This window comes from Arthrobacter sp. H5, from assembly GCF_000520595.1.
Classification (GTDB): domain Bacteria; phylum Actinomycetota; class Actinomycetes; order Actinomycetales; family Micrococcaceae; genus Arthrobacter_D.
Map to the genome: position 1 here is coordinate 71,491 of NZ_KI914980.1, position 9,881 is coordinate 81,371.

At 64.6% G+C, this 9,881-nt stretch carries 9 protein-coding genes and 1 pseudogene; 1 reads left to right on the forward strand and 9 read right to left on the reverse strand.

Features of this window, described 5'->3' with window-relative positions; all coding sequences use genetic code 11:
• From Y708_RS29600 to Y708_RS0104280, 4 genes are all read right to left on the reverse strand, one after another.
• The coding region (locus tag Y708_RS29600; RefSeq protein ID WP_162150438.1) for a glycoside hydrolase family 127 protein at window positions 1–906 on the reverse strand (906 nt) is incomplete at its 3' end.
• 32 nt (window positions 907–938) lie between these two features.
• On the reverse strand, window positions 939–1,754 hold the full coding sequence (locus Y708_RS0104270) for a carbohydrate ABC transporter permease (RefSeq protein WP_028278970.1): 816 nt from the start codon (window positions 1,752–1,754) through the stop codon (window positions 939–941).
• Complete coding sequence (locus tag Y708_RS22785; protein ID WP_162150439.1) at window positions 1,751–2,530, reverse strand: carbohydrate ABC transporter permease; 780 nt, start codon at window positions 2,528–2,530, stop codon at window positions 1,751–1,753. Before Y708_RS22785 ends, Y708_RS0104270 begins: the two co-directional genes overlap by 4 nt.
• Before the next feature lie 241 nt (window positions 2,531–2,771).
• Window positions 2,772–4,007, reverse strand: coding sequence for a sugar ABC transporter substrate-binding protein (locus Y708_RS0104280; RefSeq protein ID WP_216699726.1), 1,236 nt, complete (start codon window positions 4,005–4,007; stop codon window positions 2,772–2,774).
• 195 nt (window positions 4,008–4,202) lie between these two features.
• Between Y708_RS0104280 and Y708_RS0104290 the strand changes: the two genes are divergently transcribed.
• Complete coding sequence (locus Y708_RS0104290; protein ID WP_028278972.1) at window positions 4,203–5,222, forward strand: LacI family DNA-binding transcriptional regulator; 1,020 nt, start codon at window positions 4,203–4,205, stop codon at window positions 5,220–5,222.
• Between the two features lie 342 nt (window positions 5,223–5,564).
• On the opposite strand, the gene Y708_RS0104295 is transcribed toward Y708_RS0104290, so the two are convergent.
• The 5 genes and pseudogenes from Y708_RS0104295 to Y708_RS30805 all read right to left on the reverse strand — a co-directional run.
• Window positions 5,565–6,671 (reverse strand): Gfo/Idh/MocA family protein, encoded by a 1,107-nt coding sequence (locus Y708_RS0104295; RefSeq protein WP_028278973.1) that lies wholly within the window; start codon window positions 6,669–6,671, stop codon window positions 5,565–5,567.
• Window positions 6,656–7,351: a ThuA domain-containing protein gene (locus Y708_RS0104300; protein WP_028278974.1), complete on the reverse strand. Its 696-nt coding sequence runs from the start codon at window positions 7,349–7,351 to the stop codon at window positions 6,656–6,658. Before Y708_RS0104300 ends, Y708_RS0104295 begins: the two co-directional genes overlap by 16 nt.
• 32 nt (window positions 7,352–7,383) lie before the next feature.
• Window positions 7,384–8,388, reverse strand: coding sequence for a sugar phosphate isomerase/epimerase family protein (locus tag Y708_RS0104305; protein ID WP_035775229.1), 1,005 nt, complete (start codon window positions 8,386–8,388; stop codon window positions 7,384–7,386).
• 17 nt (window positions 8,389–8,405) lie between these two features.
• Window positions 8,406–9,596, reverse strand: a complete 1,191-nt coding sequence (locus Y708_RS0104310; protein WP_028278976.1) for a Gfo/Idh/MocA family protein — start codon at window positions 9,594–9,596, stop codon at window positions 8,406–8,408.
• 26 nt (window positions 9,597–9,622) lie between these two features.
• A pseudogene (locus Y708_RS30805) lies at window positions 9,623–9,881 on the reverse strand (carbohydrate ABC transporter permease); the annotation flags it as partial.

Genomic DNA, 9,881 nt, shown 5'->3' on the forward strand with positions numbered 1-9,881 from the left:
CCCGCCGGTAAGGTACGTGCGGCGGGCCACCGTCCGTCCCAGCTGCCGCTCCACCGCCTCGTGCAATTCCTGGTCCCCGATTTCGGTGGCCACGTCGATGGCGCCGGAAGCCAGGTACAGGGCGCGAACGGCGTGACCACGCAACACACCTGCGTCTCGGACCGGAACGTCGTCCTGGAAGTAGGCCTGCCCGAACTCGATCTCGCCGAGGAGCCCGCGGCCCCGCCGGTCAATGAAGATCCGCGCCTGGTCAATGTACCGCCGCTCGCCGGTGTGGCGGCCCAGCTCCACCAGGGCCGTCTCGATTTCCGGATGCCCCTCGACTTTCTCCAGGCCGCCGGGCCCGAAGACCTCGCAGACGTGGTCGGCGGCACGGACGGCGATCTCGACGAAGGCGTCATCGCCGCGGGTGCGTGCCCGGGCGACACCGGCCTGGATGAGGTGGCCGAAACAGTACAGCTCATGGCCCCACTCGAAATTCGAGTACCGCGGCTCCTGACCCGGCCGACCGAACATGGTGTTCAGGTACCCGTCATCTTCCTGAACCGGTGCAATGCGTGAGGTCAGCGCGATGAAACGCTCCTCCAGCTGTGGGTTCCCGGTTCGGCCGATCTCCCAGGCCATCGCTTCCATGAGCTTGTACACGTCGGAATCGGAGAACTCCCTGCCCTGCCGATCCTTCGGGAGCCGGCCCTCTATCGCGGCGTCGAAGTTGCCGATCCATCCCACCTGCTCCATCCACCGCTCTGCGTGATCAATGACGGCGTTGGCGTTGAGCTGTTGCATCCGGCCCCAGAATCCGCCGGTGATATCGACGTCGCACAACCCAACCGGTTGGAGCCGGCCGGAGGACGGGACGATAGGCCGGCCGAGCATGTTTTGGGCGACAGGAGTGGAGGAAGCCATAGCAGCACTTTCTTTCAGTCGGGGGTAACCGGTCATTTGACGGCGCCGACGGTGAGGCCGTCGCGCAGGAGACGGTAGGTGATCGAGTAGACGATCAGGACGGGGATGGAGGTGAGCACGGCCAGGGCCATCAGACCGGGCCAGTCGATCCCGAACGCGGAGACCTGCTGGGCCAGGAGCGCACTCAGGGGATAGGTTCCGGGCGAGAGGAAGAAGTTCACTGCATACAGGAACTCGCCCCACGCCAACAGGAAAACCAGCGTGCCGGTGGTCGCGACGCCGTTGCGGGCCACCGGAAGTACCACGGAGGCAAAGGTGCGGAATGCCGGGGCCCCATCGATCGCAGCCGCTTCTTCGAGCTGGTGCGGCACCGCGCGGAAGAAAGGCCGTAGGAGAATGATCGCGAACGGCGTCAGCAGAGCGGTGTCGGCGAGGATCACACCGAGGACACTGTCCAGCAGCCCCCAGTCACCGAACAGCTGGAACAGGGGAATCACGTTGGCCGTCTGCGGCAACATCTGCAGGGCGATGAGCAGTCCCAGTCCGATGGACACCGGCAGCCCCCGTGTACGGGCGAGACCGTACCCGGCCGGAATGGCGATACACAGAGTGAGCACGGTAGTGCCACCCGCGATGATTACTGACTGGCCCAGCGCCGAGAAGAGGGCGCCGTTGAGGGCGTCAGCATAGGAGGTGATCTGCGGTTCGAAGATCAACGCAGTTTCGGCGCCGAAAACGTCCGAAGAGTCCTTCAGCGAAGTGAGGAGGATCCACAGCAACGGGACACCGTAGAGCAGGGTCAGCAGGACTTTCACGGCGATGTTGACCGGTCCGGCAGCGGTATTCATTCTGATTCCTCCCGATGGATGCTGCGGGCGTAGAGCACAGCCAGGACGAGGACCACTAGAACGGCAACGACGGACGTCGACGCGCCAAGGCCGAACTGGAAGCGGCTGAACGCCTGGAGATAGCCGAGGAACGGCAGTGTGTTGGTGGCGTCGCCCGGACCACCGAAGGTCATGACGTAGATGAAGTCGAAGCTGCGGAACCCGTAGACGATCGTGAGGACCAGGAGTACCAGCATGGTTGGGCGCACCGACGGGATCATGATGTGACGCACTTCCTGCCACCGGCTGGCGCCGTCCAACGCTACTGCTTCAAAAACTTCAGGTTCGATGTTGAGCAGGGCCGCCCGGAACACCAGCGCGTTGAAGGGGATGACGGCCCAGGAGTTTACAAAGGCCACAGCGCCGAGCGCCCAATACTGGTCGTATAGGAACGGCAGGGCCGTCTCGGTGACACCCGTGGCGCGAGCGATGGTATTGACCAGACCGTCATCTGCAAGAAGGAACTTCCACACACTCCCGTTGACCACAGGCGGCAGCGCCCAGGCGAACACCATGACCGCCAGCAGCGCGTTGGACCAGTGTCCGCGTGTGCGCAGGGCAATTGCAGCCAATAATCCCATCACCATGCCGACAACGGTCACCACCACCACGAACAAAGCTGTCCGCGTCAGGGCTGCGCCCGTGACACCTGACTCGAACCCTGCGACGTAGTTCGCCAGGCCCACAAAGGGCCAGGCGCCGTTCAAGGTGGCGGAGGTGACGTCGCTGAAACTCATCCGCACCAGCTGCAACAACGGAAACAGCGAAAATGCTGCCAGGAAAATCAGTGCAGGAATCGTGAAAGCGTACCGGCTTCGCCGTCGCGGGCGCCGCTTGGCCTTGCTCTTGTCAGTCCGGGCTGTCCCATCTGGCTGTTTCGGCCGAGGGCGCGCTGGGAGAGGGTGCGTGGTCATGAATTGTCCGTCTCGTTGTTGCCGTGGGCACCCGATGGTGATGGCGCCCACGACACTGTGCTGGTTACTGGCCGATCAGGGACTGCAATTTCTCGACTATTCCGGCGGCCGCTTCTTCCGGACTCTGCTGCCCACCAACCGCAGCGCTCCAGGCCTGTCCCATCGAGGTCTGCACATCAGCAACCGATTCGACGGGAATCACGGAATCCGGGTAATTCGCTCCCAGCTCGGCCAGCGTGGCCGAGAAAGGCGCGAGCAGCGGGTTGTCGACCACAGCCGGGTCCTGAGCGGCGTCCTCACGGGCCGGGATGGATCCGACCTTCTCCACCGCGAGCAGCTGGCCCTCGGCGTCCAGGTACGTTTCCGTCAGGTACTCCCATGCAAGGGTCGGGCTGTCAGCGGAGGCTCCGATGCCAATTCCCTCCCCACCGAGATACACCTTGCCCGACTCCCCGAGCGGCAACGGAACAACGCCGTACTCGAAGTTGGCGTCGGCTTCGGCCGCACCCATCTGCCAATTTCCGTTCTCCGCAAAGGCGACCCCGCCAGCGGTGAACTGCTGGAACGGAACGGTCTGGTCCCAGGTGGTCGCCTCTTTGGAGAGGTAGCCTTCCTCCACCCAGCTGTTTGCCATAGCCAAACCCGCGGCGAGATCGTCCGCATTCGGATCCGAGTAGTCGAAACCCTGGCTGGTCAGCCACGGGTAGGCCTGCCATTCACCCTGCGACTGGGGCAAGGCAGAAAGAGTAATCCCTTCATGGCCCGCATCCTTGGCCGCCGCCATGGCAGCTTCAAGCTCCTCGATGGTAGTAGGGGGCTCGACGCCAATTTCCTTCAGGATGTCTGCGTTGTACCAGAGTCCCAGGAGGTTGACGTAGCCCTGAACCGCCAGCATCTCCTCCTCGGTACCGTGGAGGACCGAATCCGGGAACTGATCAGCGTCCGCGAAGGAGCTCCACTGCTCGTCGAGCGGCGCCAGTGCGCCGGCTTGGGACAGTACGCCCCACTCAGCGCCGTTGAAGACGACGACGTCCGGCCCCGTCTGCGCTCCGGCAGCGGACACCACTTTCGAATTCATCTGGTCATACGGCACGTAGACGTTCTCCACGGTGACGCCTTCGTTCGTCGCTTCGAACTTCTTGGCATATTCGTCCATGAGGGCGACCTGGTTGTCCGCGCTGAAGTAGTGCCAGACGGTGACCGTCTGGTCCTCTCCGCCCTCCTCTGCCGATTCCCCGCCGGCGCCGCCGCAGGCACTGAGAGCCAAGGTGGCGGCGAGCGCGGCGCCGACAGCGGTCACGCGCCGGTGATGGCGCAAGATTCGAGTCGAATGCATGACTGTTTCCCTTCATAATCCGCTTCAAAGGCGGGGTCTGATCAACGTTGAGCAGCAGAAGTCGAAAGTTTTCGAAATCGATTTCTACCGTACCGGCGATTGAATGAGACGTCAATCACGTAAAGTGATTACGAAACCCAGCTCGAAAAGGAGGCCACGGTGACTGAGCCAGAGTTGGCACGTGCCAAATCGGTGACTTTACGCGATGTCGCGCGGGTGGCCGGGGTCTCCGTTCCGACCGCTTCCAAGGCGCTCAACGGACGGGAAGGGGTGCGTGCGGCGACTCGGCAGGCGGTGCTTGCTACTGCCGAGCGCCTCGCTTTCCACCCCAACACAACCGCCCGTGCGTTGAAGAACGGCCGCTCCGGAACCTGGGGTCTGATCACCGACGACCTCGAGGGCCGTTTTTCCATCCCGATCCTCATGGGGGCAGAAGATACTGCCGGGGCGGGAAAGATGTCCGTATTCCTCTGCGACGCCCGCGGGGACGTGATCCGGGAGAAGCATCATCTGCAGTCGCTGCTGGGGCGCCAGGTTGATGGGCTCATCATTGTCGGTAGCCGCACCGACGCACGAGCATCGCTGGGCGAGCTGCCCGTGCCCGCTATTTACGTCTACGCACCGTCGGACGCGCACACCGACCTCTCAATCGTCCCGGACAACTTGGGCGGTGGAAGACTTGCGGCGCAGCATCTCCTGGACCTGGGCCGGAAGCGCATTGCGCATATCGCGGGAGACCGAAGTTACGATGCCGCGCGTGCTCGTGTCACAGGAGTTGACGAGGTGCTTACTGCCCACAATATGGAACTGATGGGTGGACAAGCTTTCTACGGCGTCTGGTCAGAAGCATGGGGGCGCAATGCCACACGAAGGCTGGTCGAGTCCTCACCCGACCTCGATGCGGTAGTGTGCGGCAGCGACCAGATTGCCCGGGGTGTGCTCGACGCCCTCAAAGACCTTAACCTGCGTGTCCCGGAGGACGTTGCCGTTGTCAGTTTTGATAACTGGGAAGTCTTTGCCACCGGAGCCGTACCTGGCTTGACGAGCGTGGATATGAACTTCGAAGCCATGGGACGAATGGCCGGGGAGAAACTGTTCGCCGCTATGGGCGGAGAGGAGCAACAGGGCACAATCATCCAGCCTTGTCGCCTGGTAGTCCGGGGCTCCACCTGTCCCTGACCGGGCGAGGCCCACACGCTTACTCAGCTCAGTGAAGTCATTCCTCGCCGCTCAAGGAGTTCATCGAGACGACAGTAGATGTCGGTGGCGTCCTCTACCGGCATCAGACAAGGCCCTCCGTGTCCCTCTGGAGCCTGGCCTCAGGCCGGGCTGGAAGACAGTGGCGACGAGGACGAGCACAAGGCCAGCCATCACGGGCCCGATGGTGAAGTCACCCCAGGATCCCGATCTGGTTCAGCGCCGCCTTCATAAGTCCCCCATGGTTTGTCGATAGTCGATGACAACGAATATCGACTATCTAGGGCAGCTCATCTTTTCCGGTCAAGGGCCTGCCGAAACGCCCTATGCCGCCGGCTGCGGAACACCCGTCAGCGGAACAGGGCTCGGCCGGGCCGCACGGCTCTCAACCGGCACCGATACTCCCGACGCCGCCGACCGCAGCAGCGACTCCATGACCTCCAGCACATGGTAAGCCAGGTCGCCGTTGGCCCGGTGCTGTTCCCCGGCAGGAGTATCCGCCATGTCCGCGAGCCCATAGCCGCGGCCGGCGTCCCGATACCCGGCGCTGACGGGCAGAACCTTCCAGCCCGCGTCTCGCTCGGCCAGCGTGCAGATCTCGACGTCGCCGGCGAACACGTTGGGATCGGGCACAATCAGGCTGGCGTTCTCACCGTGGATCTCGATGTTGGGCGAGCGGGTCCCCACGGCGTCGAAGCTCATGACCAGTGTGGACAGCGCCCCGGACTGGTGCACCAGCACACCCGTGACGTGCGTGTCCGTGGTGACGGGAACGCTTTCGCCCGCGCGGGGTCCGGAACCGACCGTCCGCGACGTACGGGTGTGGCTGGCCACACCGATCACCGACACCACCGGGCCCAGCAGCGTCACCAGCGCCGTCACGTAGTACGGCCCCATATCCAGCAGCGGGCCACCGCCCGGCACATAGTAGAAATCGGGGTTGGGGTGCCAGCGTTCGTGGCCGGGGGTGACCATGGTGGCGGTGGCCGAGATCGGCACACCGATCAGGCCGTCGTCGATCGCCTTGCGCGCGGTCTGGATGCCGGTGCCCAGCACCGTGTCGGGAGCACACCCGACCCGGACTCCCGCGGCACGGGCCGCCTCGAGCACCTGCTTGGCCTCCTCAGTCGTCGCGGCGAGCGGCTTCTCCCCGTAGACATGCTTGCCTGCGTCGATCGCCCGCAGCGCCACCTCGGCGTGTGCGGCCGGGATGGTCAGGTTGAGGACGGCGTCGACGTCGACGCCGGCAAGCAGTTCATCCACGCTCAACGCACGCACACCCGGTTGGGAGTCTGCAACCGCCTGCGCCCGCAAAGGATCCAGGTCCGCGACCGCGACGAGGTTCACCGACTCGAGCTGCGGGAAGGTCTTCAGGTACTGCGCAATGATCGCTCCGCAGCCAATGATGCCGATGTTCAGCGGCTTGCCCACAGCATGCCCCTTTCGATGATGGTTCGTACGTTCGGGTCGTCGAGAATTTCCACCCGGTGCCCGGGAGTGCTGACGAAGATGCGGCCCTTGCCCCAGTCACGGGTCCAGATCGCGGGCGAGGTGACCGGACGGTGCCACGGATCCCATTCGCGCACCGCCTGCGTGGTGGTGGCAAGGACGTCGATGTAGTCATCCGCGAGCACCCAGTATTGCTCGGTGACCAGATCGAAGTCCCCGATCCCCTGGGTAATCGGATGATCGGCGGCCTCCGGCACCATGTTCACCCGGTATGGAACGTAGTTGTCGGCCTGCTCGCCAATGCAATCGTCCGGGTGCTTGCCCGGGTGGCAGGCGAACTGGCCGCCAATCAGGTGCAGGTAGTCGGACTCGTTGCGGTAGGAGTCGGCGATGCCGCCGTGCCAGCCGGCCATGCCGGTTCCGGCTTCGATGGCGGACCGCAGGCCGGCGAACTCGTCCTTCTCGATGGTGTTCATCGTGTTGCACTGCACAATGAGGTCCACGGTGGCCATGTAGTCGGGGTCGGCGTAGATCTTCGGCGATTCCTCGACGCGGACGTTGTAGCCGTTCTCCCGCAGGAAGGGGATGAAGCGCTCGGTTGCTTCAACGGGCTGGTGCCCGTCCCAGCCGCCGCGCACTATCAGGGCATTTTTGCTCGTCATTTCTTGTCTTTCTGTTGGAAGGTGTTGGCGGCTTAGCGCCCGGCCGAGAATGCGGCGTCGAACGCTGCAGCGGAGGGTGCAATCTCACCCAGTTGGCGAACCAGGGCGAGCGCCTGCGGTGCGCCGATCAGGCGGTCCATGCCGGCGTCCTCCCACTCGACGCTGACCGGGCCGCCGTAGCCGATGGAGTTGAGCATTCGGAAGATCGGTTCCCACTGCACGTCCCCGTGCCCGGCGGTGACAAAGTCCCAGCCGCGCCGCGGATCACCCCACGGCAGGTGCGATCCCAGCCGGCCGTTGCGGCCGTTCAGGTGCCGCGCCGACTCCTTGACATGCACATGGAAAATCCGGTCCGCGAAGTCCTGCAGGAACATCACCGGGTCCAGGTCCTGCCAGATGAAGTGCGAGGGATCGAAGTTGAGCCCGAAGTTCTCCCGGCCCGCCATGATGTCGAGCGTCCGGCGAGCGCTCCAGTAGTCGTAGGCGATTTCCGACGGGTGCACTTCCAGCGCGAACCGCACTCCGGCGTCGTCGAACGCATCCATAATGGGATTCCAGCGGTCCGCGAAATCCTGGTAACCGGCCTCAACCATTGAGTCCGGTACGGGCGGGAACATGGCCACGCACTTCCAGATCGAGGATCCCGTGAAGCCGGTCACCGTCCCGGCACCCAGCCGGGCGGCGGCGTGCGCGGTGGCCTTCATGACGTCGGCAGCACGACGGCGGACATCCTCCGCTTCCCCGTCTCCCCACACCCGGTCGGGCAGGATGCCGCGGTGACGTTCGTCGATCGGGTCATCGCACACGGCCTGCCCGGTCAGGTGGTTGGCGATCGCGTGGACCGTCAGGTTGTTCCGCTCGAGGATGTCGAGGCGGTCGCGGAGGTAGGCGTCGTCGTCGATCACTCGTTCGGGATCGAGGTGGTCGCCCCAGCAGGCGATCTCCAGTCCGTCGAAGCCCCACTGGCCCGCGAGGCGTGCAACCTCCTCAAACGGCAGGTCCGCCCACTGTCCGGTGAACAGGGTAACTGGACGCATTCGGTTCTCCCTTTCAATCATGACGTGGCCTGGACCGGGTGCCAGCGCGATTCGGCGGCCGCACTCTGCTCCACCGCGGCCAACACCCGCTGGACCTGCAGTGCGTCAGTGAATGACGGCGACGGCTGGGATCCGTCGGCCAGCGCCGTCACCAGCTCCACCACCTGGTGTGTGAACCCATGCTCGTAGCCGAGGCCGTGGCCCGCTGGCCACCAGTGCCCGGTGTACGGGTGGTCGGGTTCGGTGACCTGGATGCGCCGGAAGCCGGAAGTGCGGCTGTCCGTGCTGCCGTCGTAGTACTCCAGGACGTTCATGTCCTCGAAGTCGAAGGCCACCGAACCGGTGGAGCCGTTGATCTCGAGGCGGATGGCGTTTTTGCGGCCGAGGGCAAAGCGGGTGGCTTCGAAGACTCCGATGGCACCGCCGTCGAACCGTGCGGTGAACGCGGCTGCGTCGTCGACCGTGACCGGGCCGCGCTCCCCCGAGGCATCCCCGTGACCGCCGAGGCCCACCATGTCGCCGCCGACGGGCCGCTCCGTCACGAACGTTTCCATCAGCGCCGAGACCCCCGCGATGGACGAGCCGGTGATCCACTGAGCGGCATCGATGATGTGCGCGCCGATGTCGCCAAGCGCACCAGAGCCAGCCTTTTCCTTGTCCATCCGCCAGGTCAGCGGAGTGTTCTCATCGGAGAGCCAGTCCTGCAGGTACTGCGCACGGACGTGCCGGATGGTCCCGAGCCGCCCCTCCTGCACCAGTTCCCGCGCCAGCGTCAGCGCCGGCGTGCGGCGGTAGCTGTAGCCGCACATGGACAGGACGCCGCGCTGTGCCGCCGCTTCGGCTGCCGCGGCCATGCGCTCGGCTTCTTCCACCGAATTGGCCAGCGGCTTCTCACACAGCACGTGCTTGCCCGCTTCGAGTGCCGCGATCGCGATCTCGGCGTGGGTATCGCCGGGCGTGCAGATGTCGATGAGGTCGACGTCGTTCCGGTTGATGACCTCACGCCAGTCGGTCGCCGTCTCGTTCCAGCCCATGCGTTCGGCTGCCCGGGAGGCGGCGTCAACGTTGCGTCCCACCAGGACGGACAGCTCAGGCTGCAGGGGCAGATCGAAAAACCGCGGCGCGGTGCGCCACGCGTGGGAGTGGGCCGCGCCCATGAACGCGTATCCCACCATGCCCACCCGCAGCGGCGGCTTGTTCTGTGTCATCGAAAAGTCCTTCGCTTGTTGACTGATTACTTGCTGAAGCCGGCTGTGAGCCCGCTGACCAGCTGCTTCCGCGCCACCACGTACAGCACCAGCAGCGGCAGGGTTGCCAGTACAACGGCGGCGAGCACCGCCGGGATGTTGATCGTGAACTCGCCCTGGAATGCCCAGAGCGAGAGTGGCAGGACCCGCTTGTCCGGACTCTGCGTCAGGATCAGCGGGAAGAGGAACCCGTTCCACACCTGCAGCGCGTTGTAGATGCCGACCGTGACCACGGCGGGGCGGGTC

Bases quoted from the DNA above. Each gene is read 5' to 3' on its own strand.
- Y708_RS0104270 (WP_028278970.1), bottom strand. From the start codon at position 1,754: ATGAATACCGCTGCCGGACCGGTCAACATCGCCGTGAAAGTCCTGCTG.
- Y708_RS22785 (WP_162150439.1), bottom strand. From the start codon at position 2,530: ATGAGTTTCAGCGACGTCACCTCCGCCACCTTGAACGGCGCCTGGCCC.
- Y708_RS0104300 (WP_028278974.1), bottom strand. From the start codon at position 7,351: ATGACGAGCAAAAATGCCCTGATAGTGCGCGGCGGCTGGGACGGGCAC.
- Y708_RS0104305 (WP_035775229.1), bottom strand. From the start codon at position 8,388: ATGCGTCCAGTTACCCTGTTCACCGGACAGTGGGCGGACCTGCCGTTT.
- Y708_RS0104310 (WP_028278976.1), bottom strand. From the start codon at position 9,596: ATGACACAGAACAAGCCGCCGCTGCGGGTGGGCATGGTGGGATACGCG.